Annotated in this window: 14 protein-coding genes; 9 read left to right on the top strand and 5 right to left on the bottom strand. The window is 63.5% G+C overall.

The features are described from left to right. Positions 1–519 precede the first annotated feature (519 nt). A complete protein-coding gene (locus PVW51_RS13410; protein ID WP_274575546.1) occupies positions 520–1,275 on the bottom strand; it encodes an RNA methyltransferase in 756 nt (251 codons plus the stop codon). 100 nt (positions 1,276–1,375) lie between these two features. On the opposite strand from PVW51_RS13410, the gene PVW51_RS13405 reads away from it, so the two are divergent. Beyond that, positions 1,376–1,996, top strand: coding sequence for a thiamine phosphate synthase (locus PVW51_RS13405; RefSeq protein WP_114277248.1), 621 nt, complete (start codon positions 1,376–1,378; stop codon positions 1,994–1,996). A gap of 53 nt (positions 1,997–2,049) precedes the next feature. Here the strand turns inward: PVW51_RS13405 and PVW51_RS13400 are convergent, their stop codons facing one another. Beyond that, positions 2,050–3,240, bottom strand: a complete 1,191-nt coding sequence (locus PVW51_RS13400) for a HupE/UreJ family protein (protein WP_274575545.1) — start codon at positions 3,238–3,240, stop codon at positions 2,050–2,052. On the opposite strand from PVW51_RS13400, the gene PVW51_RS13395 reads away from it, so the two are divergent. The 4 genes from PVW51_RS13395 to PVW51_RS13380 all read left to right on the top strand — a co-directional run bounded on the left by PVW51_RS13395 (position 3,239) and on the right by PVW51_RS13380 (position 6,743). After that, positions 3,239–4,057 (top strand): DUF4198 domain-containing protein, encoded by an 819-nt coding sequence (locus PVW51_RS13395; RefSeq protein WP_274575543.1) that lies wholly within the window; start codon positions 3,239–3,241, stop codon positions 4,055–4,057. The genes PVW51_RS13400 and PVW51_RS13395 overlap by 2 nt on opposite strands. 42 nt (positions 4,058–4,099) lie before the next feature. After that, positions 4,100–4,990 (top strand): PfkB family carbohydrate kinase, encoded by an 891-nt coding sequence (locus tag PVW51_RS13390; protein ID WP_274575542.1) that lies wholly within the window; start codon positions 4,100–4,102, stop codon positions 4,988–4,990. Then, the gene (locus tag PVW51_RS13385; protein ID WP_274575540.1) at positions 4,987–5,904 is read left to right on the top strand and encodes a pseudouridine-5'-phosphate glycosidase; all 918 of its coding nucleotides are present in this window, start codon (positions 4,987–4,989) and stop codon (positions 5,902–5,904) included. The genes PVW51_RS13390 and PVW51_RS13385 overlap by 4 nt, the downstream gene beginning before the upstream one ends. A 101-nt stretch (positions 5,905–6,005) precedes the next feature. Next, on the top strand, positions 6,006–6,743 hold the full coding sequence (locus PVW51_RS13380; protein WP_269361933.1) for a DUF502 domain-containing protein: 738 nt from the start codon (positions 6,006–6,008) through the stop codon (positions 6,741–6,743). A 118-nt stretch (positions 6,744–6,861) separates the two neighbouring features. On the opposite strand, the gene PVW51_RS13375 is transcribed toward PVW51_RS13380, so the two are convergent. Further along, positions 6,862–7,899: a patatin-like phospholipase family protein gene (locus tag PVW51_RS13375; protein ID WP_274575539.1), complete on the bottom strand. Its 1,038-nt coding sequence runs from the start codon at positions 7,897–7,899 to the stop codon at positions 6,862–6,864. After that, on the bottom strand, positions 7,899–8,672 hold the full coding sequence (locus tag PVW51_RS13370; protein ID WP_338019758.1) for a 3-hydroxybutyrate dehydrogenase: 774 nt from the start codon (positions 8,670–8,672) through the stop codon (positions 7,899–7,901). Before PVW51_RS13370 ends, PVW51_RS13375 begins: the two co-directional genes overlap by 1 nt. A 529-nt stretch (positions 8,673–9,201) precedes the next feature. On the opposite strand from PVW51_RS13370, the gene PVW51_RS13365 reads away from it, so the two are divergent. Further along, positions 9,202–10,935, top strand: a complete 1,734-nt coding sequence (locus PVW51_RS13365; protein ID WP_338019757.1) for an extracellular solute-binding protein — start codon at positions 9,202–9,204, stop codon at positions 10,933–10,935. 84 nt (positions 10,936–11,019) lie between these two features. After that, positions 11,020–11,670 carry an aquaporin gene (locus PVW51_RS13360; RefSeq protein WP_274575536.1) on the top strand — a complete coding sequence of 217 codons (651 nt, stop codon included), beginning with the start codon at positions 11,020–11,022 and terminating at the stop codon, positions 11,668–11,670. A gap of 86 nt (positions 11,671–11,756) precedes the next feature. Here PVW51_RS13360 and PVW51_RS13355 read toward each other — a convergent pair whose 3' ends face one another. Next, positions 11,757–12,374 (bottom strand): helix-turn-helix domain-containing protein, encoded by a 618-nt coding sequence (locus PVW51_RS13355; RefSeq protein ID WP_274575535.1) that lies wholly within the window; start codon positions 12,372–12,374, stop codon positions 11,757–11,759. A gap of 64 nt (positions 12,375–12,438) precedes the next feature. On the opposite strand from PVW51_RS13355, the gene PVW51_RS13350 reads away from it, so the two are divergent. Both PVW51_RS13350 and PVW51_RS13345 read left to right on the top strand, forming a co-directional pair. Then, positions 12,439–13,953 (top strand): class I adenylate-forming enzyme family protein, encoded by a 1,515-nt coding sequence (locus PVW51_RS13350; RefSeq protein WP_274575534.1) that lies wholly within the window; start codon positions 12,439–12,441, stop codon positions 13,951–13,953. After that, positions 13,931–14,569: a DsbA family oxidoreductase gene (locus PVW51_RS13345; protein ID WP_274575532.1), complete on the top strand. Its 639-nt coding sequence runs from the start codon at positions 13,931–13,933 to the stop codon at positions 14,567–14,569. Before PVW51_RS13350 ends, PVW51_RS13345 begins: the two co-directional genes overlap by 23 nt. The last annotated feature ends 234 nt before the right edge of the window (positions 14,570–14,803 follow it).

The raw sequence follows: 14,803 nt of genomic DNA, 5'->3' as shown, positions 1-14,803 counted from the left end.
ACGGCGCGACAGAGGTCCAGTGCGGCAAACCACCTGTCCGGGCGCGCAGTGTCGCACCCATGGGATGGTTCCGGGCGGGAAAGGTATCAGCGACGGTGCAGGCAAGCCCGGCATCGTCCTGGCAATGGCACAGCCGACGCCTGCACCAACGCGGTCCGCCGGGCCTGCACGGGGTTTGATCCCGACGTGATCTTCGCCCTTGCACCCCGTCATGTCCGAGGTCTGAGCCGTGCCGAAACTGCTGACATGTCATTTATGACAGGTCTTAGAAGACCTGTCATAAATGACATGTCTTCACCTTTTGACGCCTTCGCCAATTGTCGCGGCTCCTGTCGCAGCAATCATCTGCGCGCGGTGTGCGGCGTTTCGACGGGGGAGCGCTTTTCGCAAGGAGCTCACATTTCACTGGTGTGCTCATCGGCTACGCGTCATTGCCAACGAGGGTATGTGCCAAAGCCACCGCACCTCTCAGGCATGTCGGATTTCGGGCAATCGCGCACTGCCGCAGCAGTGCGCACCTTACTTGCCTCGATCCTTCCAGCGCACCATCTGCCGCATCATCCCGTGCATCATCTGCACATCCGCCCGCGTCATCGGCATCCGAGACCACATGTTGCGCAGGTTCAGCTTCATCGAGGCGACCTTATGCGCGGGGAAAAAGAACCCCGCTTCCTCAAGCCGTTCCTCGTAATGCGCCGCCAGATGCTCGATCTCCTGGCCGCTGGCCCATTCCGTGCCTGCCATTTCGGTGGTCATATCGGTGACAGAGCCCGTGGCGCGCATCCATTCATAGCCCATCAGCAAGACACATTGCGCCAGGTTCAGCGATGCAAACGCCGGGTTCACCGGGACCGACACAATGGCATTGGCCCGCGCCACATCCTCGTTCTCAAGCCCCGCGCGTTCCGGACCGAACAGCACCGCAACCCGCTCGCCCCGGGCGATCCGTTTCGCCGCCTCCGCCATTGCCGCCTCGGGCGCGAAGACCGGCTTGGTCATATCGCGTCCGCGCGCCGTGGTCGCCAGCACGAAATCGCAATCCGCCAGGGCATCCGGCAGATCAGGGCGAAGCCGCGCCTCGTCCAGCAGCCGCCCCGCGCCCGATGCCATGGCCACCGCCGCAGGGTTCGGCCAGCCATCGCGCGGTGCCACGATGCGCATATGGTCCAGACCGAAGTTCCACATGGCGCGGGCCGCCGCGCCGATGTTCTCGCCCATCTGCGGACGCACAAGGACAAAGGCCGGAATTTTCGGAAGGCTCACAGGGCGGGTCATGCCGCCTCTTACCGCCGGTCCACCAGGCCCGCAAGAAAGGTTTTCATTTCCCCGCCGCTTGGGGTACGCAGACCGCCAAAGACCGCAAAGGACCGCGCCCATGGACACCCCCGAACAGCCGCAGATCTATCTGATCACCCCACCCGAAATCGAACTGGGCAGTTTTCCGGCCCTGCTGGGTTCCGTTCTTGATGCGCATCCCGTGGCCTGTGTCCGTCTGGCCCTGTCCAGCAAGAACGAAGACCGCGTTGCCCGCGCCGCCGACGCGCTGCGCGAAGTGACCCATGCCCGCGACGTGGCGCTGGTGATTTCGGATCATCTGCTGATGGTCGAACGGCTGGGCCTGGATGGCGTGCACCTGTCGGATGCCGCGCGGTCGGTCCGCTATGCCCGCAAGGAACTGGGCGAAGACGCCATCGTGGGCAGCTACTGCGGCCCCTCCAAACACGATGGCATGGCCGCAGGCGAAGCAGGCGCGGATTACGTCAGCTTCGGCCCGGCGCAGGCCTCCGCCCTGGGCGATGGCAGCCACGCAGAGACCGAGCTGTTCCAGTGGTGGTCCGAAGTGATCGAAGTGCCCGTCGTCGCCGAAGGGGCGCTGGACGCGGAAATGATCCGCACCCTGGCCCCCTATACCGACTTTTTCGGCATCGGCGACGAGATCTGGTCCACCGAAGATCCCGCTGCCACCCTCGCCACGCTGATCCGGGCGATGGTCTGAGGCAAGGGTCGCGCCCACCCCGAAGGGTGGGTGCAGCATCCGGTGTCCGGAGCCTAGAGAAACACCCGCTCTACCACCCAATAGGCCCCGATGATCGCGATCAGCAGCGATCCTGTCACCGAGACGGCGCGGAACATCACCGGGTATTCGGTCACCAGTTCTTCCTGGCCTTCCAGATGGGCCTTGCGCGCGGCCCCGACCGCCAGCCACAGCAGGATTGCAGCCATCGCGATCACGGTCAGCTGGCCCAGTTCCACCCCGATGTTGAAGCCGATCAGCGCCGGCACGAAATGCCCCGGCGGCAGGCCGAAATCGCCCAGGACCGAGGCAAAACCCAGCCCGTGCAGCAGCCCGAAGCCAAAGATCACCATTGGTCGCCAGCGGCTGAGGCGGTGGAAAAAGATATTCTCGACAGCGACATAGACGATTGAAGCGGCGATCAGCGGCTCCACGATGGCGCCCGGCACATTGACCAGCCCCAGCGCCCCCAGCGCCAGCGTGACCGTATGCGCCAGCGTGAATGCAGAGACCTGCCAGACCAGCGGCCGCAGGTGGATGGACAGAAAGAACAGGCCAAGCACGAACAGGATATGGTCCAGCCCCTTGGGCAGGATGTGGTCGAATCCAACCGGGACATAGCCGACAAAAGTACCAAGGCAGGTCTGTTCCGCACCGCCCTGCAGGGTGATCTCCGGGCTGGTGTCGCCCCCGTCAAGATAGCCGGTGTAAGGGTCTTCCACCCCTTGCTGGCGCAGCACCATGGCCCCGCCGCCTTCCGGCCAGCGAACCTGCACAACCTCGGCGCGCGGATCGACCGGCGCGGTCAGCGTCCAATCGGAGATGCGGGACAGTTCGATGTCCACATCCTGAGGCATGGTGACAGAGGCGGTGCTCAGCGCCACCGGCGCGCCATCCGTGCTCAGCAAGGGCAAAGCATTCCACCGCTCAAGCAGGCCGGGGACACGGGCAATGATCTCCTCGCTGGAGAGCGCGCGCAGCGCATCATAATCTTCGGCATTGGCGGCATCATTGGTGTCATCCACCGCGTCCAGGTCGATCCCGGCCAGAAACGCCTCAAGATTGATGTGCAGCACCAGTTCGATGGTGCCGTCCTCGACACTCAGATCGCCAATGGTCGGCTGCAGCTCGTGCGCCCCCGCGCGCTGCCCGCCAAGAAGGAACAGGCTTGACAAAAGCGTCACCAACAACAGCTTTGATATCAACCCGGTGAAAGTTTTTTGCATGTATCTGTCCCGTCTGTTTTTACTTGTTACCCTTGGCGCGGTGCCTTTGTCGCCCGCCCTGTCCCATGAATTCTGGATCGAACCGCATGATTATCAAGTCGATAATGGCGGAACCGTAGTGGGGGATTTCAAGAATGGACAGGAATTCGTGGGCAACACCCTGTCTTTCTTCGACAAAAGCACAGAGTGTTATGCCATGGTGGCGGATGGTGTCCGCACGCCGCTCAAGCCCCGCGCGGGCGACCGCCCTGCCCTGAACATCCCCGCCCCCATCGACGACGGGCTGCTGGTGGTGGTGCATGAAACCACACCGCAATACGTGACCTATACCGATTGGGACAAGTTCGTGAAATTCACCAAACACAAGGATTTCACGGATGCCGTCGCCCTCCACGAACAAAGGGGCTGGAGCAAGGAAAAGCTGCGCGAGCGCTATACCCGGCACGTCAAGGCGCTGATCGCCGTGGGCAGCGGCGCGGGCGCGGATCAAGCCGTCGGGATGGCCACGGAATTCACCGCGCTGACCAACCCCTATGACCCCGGATTCGACGGCACCATGCAGGTCAGCCTGACCTATGACGGCGCGCCGCGCGCGGATGCGCAGGTGGAGGTTTTCGACCGTGCCCCCGACGACAGCGTGACCATCACCCTGCACCGGACCGACACCGAGGGGCTTGCCGAGATCCCCGTTACGCCGGGGCATGCCTATCTCTTTGACGCCGTGACCCTGCGCGAGGCCGCCGATGCGGGCGAAACCGAAAACGCGCCGGTCTGGGAAACGCTCTGGGCCGCGCTCACCTTCGAAGTGCCGCGATGACATGGCTTGCGCCCCCACCTCGGGCGCGGGTAAAGCATCATCATGACGGCATCGCATCCCCCTGATATCCTGTGCATCGGCTCTGTCCTGTGGGACATCATCGGCCGCTCCGATCAATCCATGCGGCAAGGCTCTGACATGCCGGGGCGGATCACCCGCCTGCCCGGCGGCGTGGCGCTGAACATCGGCATGGCGCTGTCGCGTTTCGGGCTGGCCCCCGCCCTGTTGTCGGCAGTGGGCCGCGACCCGGAGGGGGATGAACTGATCACCGCCTGCGCCGTGCGCGGCCTGATCACCGATTTCATCTACCGCTCCGACGATCTGCCGACCGACCGTTACATGGCGGTCGAAGGGGCCAACGGGCTGATCGCGGCCATCGCGGATGCCCATTCGCTGGAAGCCGCAGGCGACAAGATCCTCGGGCCCCTGTCCGACGGCCGCCTGCCGCAGCCCTTTACCGGCGCCGTGGCGCTGGATGGCAACCTGACCATCGACCTGCTGAGCCAGATGGCCGAAAGCCCGCTGCTGGCCCGGGCCGACCTGCGCGTCGCCCCCGCCTCGCCCGGCAAGGCGCTGCGCCTTGGCCCATTTGTGAAGGCCGGGCGCGGGACGCTCTATGTGAACCTTGAGGAAGCAGGCCTGCTCTGCCAGGCCGAATTTGCCGATTCCCGCGCCGCGGCGACGGGCCTGCTGACGCGGGGCGCCGCCCGCGTTGTGGTCACCGATGGCAGCAAACCCGCCACCGTGGCCGACCCTCACAGCATGCTGACCGAGACCCCGCCGCCCGTCCATGTGACCCGCGTCACCGGCGCGGGCGATACATTCATGGCCGCCCATATCGCAGCCGAACGCAGCGGCATCCGCGCCGAGCAAGCCCTGCACCGCGCGCTGGAGGCCACCGCCCTTTACGTTTCCGGAGAGACCCGCATATGACCCTGCCCCTGATCCTCAGCGCCGAAGTTGCCCGGGCCCGCGACAAAGGCGCGCCCATCGTGGCGCTGGAAAGCACCATCATCACCCATGGCATGCCACACCCCCAGAACCTGGAGGTCGCCCGGCAGGTCGAAGACGACATTCGCGGGGCCGGCGCCGTCCCCGCCACCATCGCTGTCATTGAGGGGCAATTGCACATCGGGTTGGAGCCCGAACAGCTGGAAGCCCTGGCAAAGGCGACCAATGTGGCCAAGCTCAGCCGCGCGGACCTTGCCGTTTGCATCGCGCGCGGCGGCACCGGGGCCACCACGGTTGCCGCCACCATGATCGCGGCACATCTGGCGGGAATCGCGGTCTTTGCCACCGGCGGGATCGGCGGCGTACACAAGGGGGCCGAAAACAGCTTTGACATCTCGGCCGACCTGATGGAACTGGCACAGACCCCGGTGACAGTTGTGGCAGCCGGGGCCAAGGCGATTCTGGATGTGGCAAAGACGCTGGAAGTGCTGGAAACCCAGGGCGTGCCGGTGATCGCCTTTGGTCAGGACAGTTTCCCGGCCTTCTGGTCGGCCTCATCACCGCTCAAGGCACCGCTGCGCATGGATGATCCGGCCCGGATCGCAACGGCGCACCGGATGCGCGCGGCACTGGGCCTGCCGGGCGGACAGCTGGTGGCAAACCCGATTCCCGCGGCAGATGAAATCCCGGCAGCAGAGATGGCGCCGGTGATCGCCAAGGCGCAGGCCGATGCCACCGCCCATGGGATCAGCGGCAAATCCGTCACGCCCTACCTGCTGCAACGCATTTTTGAACTGACCGAGGGCCGCTCGCTGACCGCCAATATCGCCCTGGTGCGCAACAATGCCCGCCTTGCAGCCCGCATTGCCGCAGAAATCGTGAAAGCACCCGCATAATTGCCAGGCAAAGCGCCTGAAATGAAGCGGAAATGGATTGCTTGCCATTGTGGCAAGCAGGCAAAGGTCTTAGCTATATCGCGATCTTGCCGGGACTGCCCATGAACACGCCTTTTGATCTTGATACATCCGAACCCCGCCGCCCCGGACTGGTGGCGCGCCTGCGCGCGTCCTTCCTGACCGGCCTTGTGGTGATCGCACCTGTCGGGCTGACCATCTGGCTGATCTGGACCGTTGTCGGCTGGATCGACGGCTTTGTGCTGCCGCTGGTGCCCAAGGCCTATCACCCCGACCGGATGCTGCAGGATTTCCTTGGCCTGGACCCTTCCGTTCAGATCAACGTGCGCGGGCTCGGGGTTGTCATCTTTCTGGTGTTCACCATCATCGTCGGCTGGATGGCCAAGGGCATCATCGGCCGGTCGCTGATCCGCTTTGCCGAAAGCCTGGTGGAGCGGACCCCGGTTGTGCGCACCATATATTCCGGGATCAAACAGATATCCGAGACGATCTTTGCCCAGTCCGAACGCAGCTTCGAGACCGCCTGCCTGATCGAATACCCCCGCAGGGGCATCTGGGCGCTTGGCTTTATCTCGACCACGGCCAAGGGCGAAGTGGCGGAAAAATCGGACCCTTCGGACGAGATGATCAGCGTCTTTGTGCCCACCACGCCCAACCCCACCTCGGGGTTTCTGCTGTTCTTTCCCAAGAAGGATGTGATCGAACTGGACATGACGGTGGAAGATGCCGCGAAACTGGTGATTTCGGCCGGGCTGGTCTATCCCAGCGACCGGGCAGAACAGGGCGACATTCTGGACATCGCACCGGTGTCCCGCGACTGATCAAGATCAAGGGTCTGCGCCAAGCTGCTGTAAAAAATATCAGTTCACATTGCGCGTAACGCCGTTTTCTTCAAAGAAAACGGTCCGGAGTTTTTAAAAACTCCGCCCCCCTCGGGCTTTATCCAAACATCTCCGGAAGGTTCACGCTGCTTTCCACACCGATCTTCTCCTTATGCGCGTCAAGGAACCCCTCCGCCGCAGCTTGACCCGCTTCGAAAAGGGTCGCGATCACAGCGGGCAGCGGTACCAGCTTGGTGGCCACGGACAATTTCTCCATCAGCTTGTCGTCGGCCACCATATGCACCCTGATCCGGCTCATCGAGCCTTCGGGGATCTTGCCGCTGTCGAGCAGGCGCTGGACAAATTCAATCGCGCGCAGCTCCCTCAGCAGGCTTGAATTGAAGCTGATCTCATTGATCCGGTTCTGGATCTGCTTTGGTGTGCGCGGCAGGTCGTGCCGTTCCAGCGGGTTGATGTTGATCACCAGAACGTCGTCCGGCAACCCCTTGTCAAACAATGGAAAAAGAGCCGGATTTCCGGTGTATCCGCCATCCCAGAATGCCTCCATCTGGCCAGTTTCCGTGTCGTGCATTTCCACCGCCTGGAACACTGTGGGCAGGCAGGCGGAGGCCATGATCGCCTCCGGCCCGATCTCATCCCCCGAGAACACCCTGATCTTGCCGTTCCGCACCCGCGTCGCGCAGATGAAAAGCTGCGGCGCTATGCCATTGCAGACCTTGTCGTAATCCAGCCTGGTCACAATATCGGTCAGCGGATTGCGGTAGAACGGACCATAGGCATAGGGCGAGGTCACATTCGACACCGCATCCGCCATGGCAACCGGCCATGAGTATTCCAGCGCCTGGCTGACAGCGGCGATGCCGAAAGGGGCCATCCAGCTCTGCATCCGCAGATCCTGCATGCCCGACACCTGCCGCCAGAGCCATGCCAGGTTTTCCCGCGCACCTTCGGCACCCCCGGCAACGAAACCGGCTTTCACCGCCGCACCATTCAACGCCCCGGCAGAGGTTCCGGAAATGCCGCAGATTTCCAGGTCCGGCTCCTGCAGGAGCCGGTCCAGCACGCCCCAGGTAAAGGCGCCATGCGCGCCGCCGCCCTGAAGCGCCAGATTGATCCGCTTTTTCCCGGCTGCCATCAAAGTGCGGTCCAGCCACCGTCCACGCTGATCGCTGTCCCGGTGATCTGCGCGGCCGCGTCAGAGCACAGGAAGGTGGTGGTCCCGCCCAGCTGTTCGACCGTTGCGAATTCCTTGCTGGGCTGTCGTTGCAGCATCACGTTCTTGATCACATCCTCACGGGACATGTCGTATTCCTTCATCGTGTCGGGAATCTGCGCTTCCACCAGCGGGGTCAGCACATAGCCCGGGCAGATGGTATTGGCGGTGATCGGATCCTGCGCGGTTTCCAGCGCCGTGGTCTTGGTCAGGCCGACGATGCCGTGTTTTGCCGCCACATAGGCGGATTTGAAGGGCGAGGCCGTCAGCCCGTGGGCAGAGGCGATGTTGATCACCCGGCCCCAGCCGGCCTTGCGCATCATCGGCAGCGCCATGGCGGTGGTGTGAAAGGCAGAGCTGAGGTTGATCGCGATGATCGCGTCCCATTTCTCGACCGGGAAATCCGGAATCGGCGCCACATGCTGAATGCCCGCATTGTTCACCAGAATATCGCAACGCCCCGCCTCGGTGATCAGCTGGCGGCATTGGTCGGCCTTGGACATATCCGCCCGGATGTAACGCGCGGTGACCCCGGTCTCCGCCGCGATCTGTTTGGCCAGATCGTGGTCTTCGGTGTTGTCGGTAAAGGAATTGAGCACGATGTCCGCCCCTGCCCGCGCCAGTTCCCAGGCAATGCCCAGCCCGATGCCGGAATTGGAACCGGTGATCACGGCGGTCTTGCCGGAAAGGTCGATTGTATAGGCCATGGTGAAATCTCCTGAAGTTGGATGCTGCGCCGCATCATGCCGCGCTGCACCTGCAAAGTGAACGCGCCGGGCAGAATAATCTTTCCCCTTGCATAGCGCGTCCGGGGGAAAGCTGAAACACCGGGTGATGCCGGTCGATGGCCCCGGACAAGCTATCTGGCCCCGGGGGTTTTCACGGGCAAAGCGCCGCGCCCGCCGCAATTTGCCCGGCACCGGGCGCGGCCAAAAAAAAACGCCAGCACGAAGCTGGCGTTAAGTTATTGAGGCAGGTTTCATACAGGCAAGAAACCTATCGAGCAGTGCCCTATGTATAAGCAATCTCGCGCCTCAGGCCAAGCATTAAGTTTGAAGTGCCCTCCAAGCCCAGCTATGCAAGGCCCTAACAAAATAAGGGCAGTGCGAGATTGTGCAGAAAATGGTGATTCATTTTTTCCAGAAAGCTTGGGCGGTTGCGGCGTTTTCTTCACTGATTCTCTGTGCCGCCCCGGCGGGTGCGGAACCGCAGCACGGGATATCTATGTACGGCGAACCCGCCCTACCACCCGATTTTGTGTCCCTGCCTTACGTGAACCCGGATGCGCCCAAGGGCGGGCGGATCGTGCTGGGGAATTCCGGCAGCTTCGACAGCCTCAATCCATATGTCCTCAAGGGCTCTATCCCCTGGCAATTGCCGTTCTTCACCCATGAGACGCTGATGGGCCGGTCCCTGGACGAACCTTTCACACTTTACGGTCTGCTGGCCGAATCAGTGGAGGTGCCGGAGGACCGCTCCTGGGTCGCCTTCACCCTGCGCGAGGAGGCCCGATTCTCTGACGGCACCCCGGTGACGGTCGAGGATGTCATCTTTTCCTTCGAACTTCTGGGAACGGAAGGCCACCCGCGCTACCGGGACTTCTGGAAACAGATCGAAAGCATCGAACAGACCGGCCCCCGGTCGCTGCGCATCACCTTCAACACCGACAACCGCGAATTGTCGCTGCTGGCAGGTATCCGCCCGATCCTGAGCAAGGCACAATGGGAGGGCAAGGATTTCGCCAATGCACCCCTGCAGGAGGTGCCGCTGGGCAGCGGGCCCTATGTGATCAGCGACTATCAGGCCAGCCGCTATGTCACCCTGCGGCGCAATCCCGACTACTGGGGGGCAGATATTCCGTTTCGCCGGGGCACCAACAATTTCGACGAGATCAAGCTGGACTTCTACGGCGATGCCAATGTTGTCTTTGAAGCCTTCAAGGCAGGCGAGATTTCCGCCGTGCGCGAATTCAACGCCGAGACCTGGGACACGCAATACGACTTTCCCGCTGTCCAGCGCGGCGAGATCGTGAAATCGACGTTCCCCCATGCCAAGCCCTCGGGCATGACCGGATTCGTGATGAACACGCGCAAACCACCCTTTGACGACTGGCGGGTGCGCGACGCGCTGATCTGGGCCTTCAACTTTGAATATATCGGCGAGACATTGACCGGCGGCAGGCTGCCGCGCATCACCTCCTATTTCTCGAATTCCGAACTTGCGATGCGCCCCGGGCCTGCACCGGCGCCGGTGGCCGATCTGCTGAAACCCTTCAGCGACACCCTGCCCGAGGGCGCGCTGACCGGCTATGCGCTGCCCGAAGGGGATGGATCAGCCCGCAACCGCGCAGGCATTCGTCATGCGATGAAACAATTGCAGGCGGCGGGGTATTCGGCGCAGGACGGGGTGATGCGGGATGCGGCGGGCAAACCGCTGACGGTGAATATCCTGCTGTCCAAGGGCAGCAGGCTGGATGTGGCCGGTTCGGACAAGATTGCCGATCTTTATGTGCAGGCGCTTGCCCGGCTGGGGATCGCCGCAACCGTCGATGTGATCGATAATGCCCAGCTGAACAAGCGGCTTGAGACTTTCGATTTCGACATCACCACCTTCCGGCGCTCACTGTCGCTGAGCCCCGGCACCGAACAGCGGTATTACTGGGGGTCTGACGCGGCGTCAGTGCCCGGATCGGGCAACATGATGGGGATCGAAAGCCCCGCCGTCGACGCGATGATCGACAAGATGCTGACCGCGCGCGGGGCGGATGAATTCACCCATGCCGTGCGCGCGCTCGACCGGCTGCTGACGGCGGGGCGCTACGTCATCCCCTTCTGGCAGTTCGACGAAGGGTTGATCGCCCATAAGGTCGAAATGAAATATCCCGACAGGATTCCGCTTTACGGCGACGGGCCGAACTACATGCCAGAGGTCTGGTGGTGGGATGCGTCACAAAATTGAAACATCTTCGCGATACCGCAGCGCCATGAGTATTTTCGCAACGCCCCCCGCGCCCTTCCGGCCCCTCCTGCCATGTCCACAGCCATGAGGCGCCTCGCCGCCGAGGGGCTGGGCACCGCGATGCTGCTGGTCGCTGTCATCGGCTCCGGAATCATGGGCGCCTCCCTGGCCGAGGGAAACAGTGCCATCGCCCTGCTGGCCAATGCCATTGCCACGGGATGCATGCTTTATGCCATCATCACCGTGCTGGGCCCGATTTCCGGCGCGCATTTCAACCCGGCGGTCACTCTGGCCTTTTACCTGCGGGGCCAGATGCCCGGCAGGGACGTCCCGCTCTTTGTCGCCGCCCAGGTGGCAGGTGCCGTGCTGGGGGTCTGGGTGGCACATCTGATGTTCGCCCTGCCGGTGCTGCAGGTCAGCCAGACCATGCACCGCACCGGTGCCGCACAGTGGTTTTCCGAAGCCATCGCAACCTTCGGCCTGTTGTTCGTGATTTTCGGCGGGCTGAAACACCGTGAAGAGGCGGTGCCGGTTCTGGTCGCGCTTTATATCACCGGCGCCTATTGGTTCACCGCCTCCACCAGTTTCGCCAATCCGGCGGTGACCTTTGCACGCGGGTTCTCCGATACCTTTGCAGGCATCTACCCCGGCCATATCGCGGCTTTCATCGCGGTGCAGATCGCGGCGGTGTTTCTGGCCCATGTCATCCTGCGCCCGCTGTTCGACGACAGGTGATCCGGTTGCGTGGCTGCGCCGCATGCCATCCAGTCTGCTTGCAGCTTTGCCCCGAACCCCAGACCTATCTGGGCGCCTGAAAAAGGTCAGACCAGCGAGGTCACCCAAAGGATCGTGGCATCCTCGGCAGAGGTGGAGATCACATTGTGGCCCATGGCCGCATCGTAATAGGCGCTGTCGCCCCGGCGCATCTCCACCGGTTCGTAAAATTCCGTATAAAGCGTGATCACGCCGGTCAGCACATAAAGGAATTCCTCGCCGTCATGGCGCACCCAGCCGTCGAATTCCTCCATCGTGCGGGCCCGGATGCGCGCGCGGTAGGGCAGCATCTGTTTCTTGCGCAGGCTCTCGGCCAGCAGCTCATGCTCATAGGTGGTGGTGGCCTTGGCCGCCCCCTCGCCCGATTTGGTGACCACCATGCGGCCATTGATCTTTTCCGCGGCAGGCGGCGTGAATAGCTGCGGCACCGAGATTTCAAGCCCGATGGCCAGTTTCTTGAGCGCCTCATAGGTGGGCGACATCTGGCCGTTTTCGATCTTTGACAGGGTGGAGCGGGCCAGACCCGCCTGCTTTGCCGCCTGTTCCAATGTCCAGCCGCGCGCCTTGCGCAATTCCCGCACGCGCGCGCCCAGATCCAGAGGCGGGGTGATTTCCGGCTCACCGCTGGCGCGTGCAATCTCGATCAGGCTGGCGTTCTGGCTCATCCCCCTGCTTTAGCGCCCCGTGGCGGTGCTTGCAACGCGCCACGTGCTGGGCTAGCGCGGTGGCATGGCACCAACAACCGCATATACCGACTTCAATCTGGCGCAGCATGTGCTGCGGGCAGGCCTTGCCACGCCGGACAAGGTGGCGCTGGCGCTGCTCTCGGTGGACACAAGCGAGGACTGGTCCTTTGACCGGCTGACCCGGGCGGTCCGCGGCACCGGCACAGGATTGCGGGCGGTGGGCCTTGCGCCGGGCGACGTGGTGCTGATGCGCCTGGGCAATACGCCCGACTTCCCGATTGCCTATCTGGGGGCGCTGGCCGCCGGGCTGGTGCCGGTGCCCACCGCAACGGCGCTGACCGAGGGCGAGGTGGCGCGGCTGCTGCCCGATCTGCGCCCCGCCGCCATCCTTCACGACCCCGATGTCCCCTGCCCGCCGCATCCTTCGCGCATTGATGTGGACGATCTGCGCGCCATGCAGGCGCTGCCGCCGGTGGACTGGCATCTGGGCAATCCCGACAGGCTGGGCTATATCATCTATACCTCCGGCACCTCCGGCAGGCCCACGGCGGTCATGCATGCGCATCGTGCGATTCTGGCGCGGCAGATGATGTTTGACGGCTGGTACGGGCTGCGCCCGGAAGACCGGATGCTGCACGCGGGCGCGTTCAACTGGACCTTTACCCTTGGCACCGGGCTGATGGACCCCTGGACGATGGGCGCCACCGCGCTGATTCCGGCGCCCGGCACCCAGGCCGCAGATCTGCCCGAGCTGATGGCACGGCATGGCGCAACCCTCTTTGCAGCGGCCCCGGGGGTGTACCGGCAAATGCTGAAAGGGCGCGACCGCCTCGCCCTGCCCGCGTTGCGCCACGGGCTGAGCGCGGGGGAAAAGCTGAACCCGGTGGTGCGCGACGCCTGGACCGCGGCCACCGGCACCCCGGTTTACGAGGCCTTTGGCATGTCGGAATGTTCCACCTTCATCTCCGGCTGCCCGGACCATCCGGCGACACCCGGCGCATTGGGCCGCGCGCAGGCGGGACGACAGGTGGCGATCCTGAGCGAAACCGGCCCCGCCGCAACCGGCAAAGTGGGCACCATTGCCATTCACCGCAGCGACCCCGGCCTGATGCTGGGCTACCTTGGCGCGCCGGAACAGACCGCCGCGCGGTTTCAGGGCGACTGGTTCCTGACCGGGGATCAGGGCGTGATGGATGCGGAGGGGCAGATCACCTATCTGGGGCGGCGCGACGACATGATGAACGCGGGCGGCTTTCGGGTCTCGCCGGTGGAGGTCGAGGCGGCGCTTGCCAATGCGCCCGGCGTCACCGGCGTGGGTGCCGCCGAAGTCGAGGTCAAACCCGGTGTCAGCGTGATCGCCGCCTTCTACACCGCGCCTGCCCCTCTGGACGATGCGGCGCTGGCCCGTTATGCGGAACGAACGCTGGCGCGCTACAAGCAACCGCGCCTTTACATTCACCTTGCCGCGCTGCCCACCGGGGCCAATGGCAAGCTCTTGCGGCGCAGGTTGCGCGCGGAATTCGAGGCCAGAAAAGATGCCGGACCCGATCAAGCTTGACATCATGTCAGACCCGATTTGCCCCTGGTGCTATATCGGAAAAGCCCATCTTGACCGGGCCCTGCTGGACCATCCGGACCATCCATTCGTGATCGAATGGCACCCGTTTCAGCTGAACCCGGATATGCCCGCCGAAGGCATGGACCGGCGCGCCTATCTTGAGAACAAATTCGGCGGCAAGGAGGGCGCGGTGCGCGCCTATGCCCCGATCGTGGATCACGCCCGGAATGCCGGGCTGACGATCAACTTCGAACAGATGAAACGCACGCCCAACACGCTGGATGCCCACAGGCTGATCCATTGGGCCGGGATCGAAGGGCGCCAGACGGCGGCGGTCTCCGCGCTGTTCAAGGCCTATTTCGTGGAGGCCCGCGACATCGGCGATGCCGAGGTGCTGGCCGATATCGCAGACAGCATCGAGATGGACGCAGGCGTCGTGACCCGGCTTTTGCAGACCGACGAGGACCGCAAGGCGATTCAGGACCGCGACGCCCACAGCCGCCGGATGGGGATCAATTCGGTTCCGACCTTCATCGTGGCGAACCAGCACGCGGTTCCCGGCGCGCAGCCACCCGAGCTTTGGGCAAAGGTGATCGCAGAGCTGCATGGCAGCTAGGCCCTGGGCTCTAGGCCCTGGGCTCTGGCCCCCAAGCCAACATTCTGATTCCGCGTGACTATGGCAGATCGGCCACATCCGGTGTCCATGTGGCACATGGGCTTTGCCAGCACCCGCCCGCTGGCCTAACCTGATGGCACAAATGGGGCACAGACCCCTGATCAGAACAGTTTGAGCGGGTACAATGACAGACATCCAGGCGACGCCGGACCGCGATGCCGTGTGGCATTCAGG

This window comes from Sulfitobacter sp. PR48, from assembly GCF_028807335.1.
In the GTDB taxonomy this organism is placed as follows: Bacteria; Pseudomonadota; Alphaproteobacteria; order Rhodobacterales; family Rhodobacteraceae; genus Sulfitobacter.
This window is presented reverse-complemented; position numbering and strand designations above follow the sequence as displayed.

Excerpts from the sequence above, each read along its gene's own strand:
- PVW51_RS13410 (WP_274575546.1), bottom strand. The coding sequence starts at position 1,275 with ATGACCCGCCCTGTGAGCCTTCCGAAAATTCCGGCCTTTGTCCTTGTG.
- PVW51_RS13405 (WP_114277248.1), top strand. The coding sequence starts at position 1,376 with ATGGACACCCCCGAACAGCCGCAGATCTATCTGATCACCCCACCCGAA.
- PVW51_RS13395 (WP_274575543.1), top strand. The coding sequence starts at position 3,239 with ATGTATCTGTCCCGTCTGTTTTTACTTGTTACCCTTGGCGCGGTGCCT.
- PVW51_RS13400 (WP_274575545.1), bottom strand. The coding sequence starts at position 3,240 with ATGCAAAAAACTTTCACCGGGTTGATATCAAAGCTGTTGTTGGTGACG.
- PVW51_RS13390 (WP_274575542.1), top strand. The coding sequence starts at position 4,100 with ATGACGGCATCGCATCCCCCTGATATCCTGTGCATCGGCTCTGTCCTG.
- PVW51_RS13385 (WP_274575540.1), top strand. The coding sequence starts at position 4,987 with ATGACCCTGCCCCTGATCCTCAGCGCCGAAGTTGCCCGGGCCCGCGAC.
- PVW51_RS13380 (WP_269361933.1), top strand. The coding sequence starts at position 6,006 with ATGAACACGCCTTTTGATCTTGATACATCCGAACCCCGCCGCCCCGGA.
- PVW51_RS13375 (WP_274575539.1), bottom strand. The coding sequence starts at position 7,899 with ATGGCAGCCGGGAAAAAGCGGATCAATCTGGCGCTTCAGGGCGGCGGC.
- PVW51_RS13365 (WP_338019757.1), top strand. The coding sequence starts at position 9,202 with ATGTACGGCGAACCCGCCCTACCACCCGATTTTGTGTCCCTGCCTTAC.
- PVW51_RS13360 (WP_274575536.1), top strand. The coding sequence starts at position 11,020 with ATGAGGCGCCTCGCCGCCGAGGGGCTGGGCACCGCGATGCTGCTGGTC.
- PVW51_RS13355 (WP_274575535.1), bottom strand. The coding sequence starts at position 12,374 with ATGAGCCAGAACGCCAGCCTGATCGAGATTGCACGCGCCAGCGGTGAG.
- PVW51_RS13350 (WP_274575534.1), top strand. The coding sequence starts at position 12,439 with ATGGCACCAACAACCGCATATACCGACTTCAATCTGGCGCAGCATGTG.
- PVW51_RS13345 (WP_274575532.1), top strand. The coding sequence starts at position 13,931 with ATGCCGGACCCGATCAAGCTTGACATCATGTCAGACCCGATTTGCCCC.